A 741-nucleotide genomic window follows, 5' to 3' on the forward strand; every position below is an offset into this window, starting at 1 on the left:
TTGCTCTTTCGCTGTTGGAGTGTTCTTATCCGCATCTGTGCTTGGATCTACTACTTTAACAGTTACTGGAACTTCATCCTTAGAACCATCTGGGTAAGTCACAACAACTGTTGGTGTTTTATCGCCTGGGGTTGTTGTATCTACCGGTGTCTTGAACTCTACTGTTGTTCCTTTAGGAAGATCATCTACATTACCAATTGATTTCTTAGCGTCTGGAGTTTCACCTTTGTTTACAGCTTGCTCTTTCGCTGTTGGAGTGTTCTTATCCGCATCTGTGCTTGGATCTACTACTTTAACAGTTACTGGAACTTCATCCTTAGAACCATCTGGGTAAGTCACAACAACTGTTGGTGTTTTATCGCCTGGGGTTGTTGTATCTACCGGTGTCTTGAACTCTACTGTTGTTCCTTTAGGAAGATCATCTACATTACCAATTGATTTCTTAGCGTCTGGAGTTTCACCTTTGTTTACAGCTTGCTCTTTCGCTGTTGGAGTGTTCTTATCCGCATCTGTGCTTGGATCTACTACTTTAACAGTTACTGGAACTTCATCCTTAGAACCATCTGGGTAAGTCACAACAACTGTTGGTGTTTTATCGCCTGGGGTTGTTGTATCTACTGGTGTCTTGAACTCTACTGTTGTTCCTTTAGGAAGATCATCTACATTACCAATTGATTTCTTAGCGTCTGGAGTTTCACCTTTGTTTACAGTTTGCTCTTTCGCTGTTGGAGTGTTCTTATC

The 741-nt window shown here is 41.6% G+C and carries 1 protein-coding gene; it reads right to left on the reverse strand.

Annotated features, from left to right (window positions below):
• Positions 1-741: Rib/alpha-like domain-containing protein (locus tag QM374_RS10720; RefSeq protein ID WP_414311737.1), on the reverse strand; the 741-nt coding region annotated here is incomplete at both ends.

It is taken from the genome of Streptococcus infantis (assembly GCF_047465525.1).
GTDB lineage: Bacteria > Bacillota > Bacilli > Lactobacillales > Streptococcaceae > Streptococcus > Streptococcus infantis_R.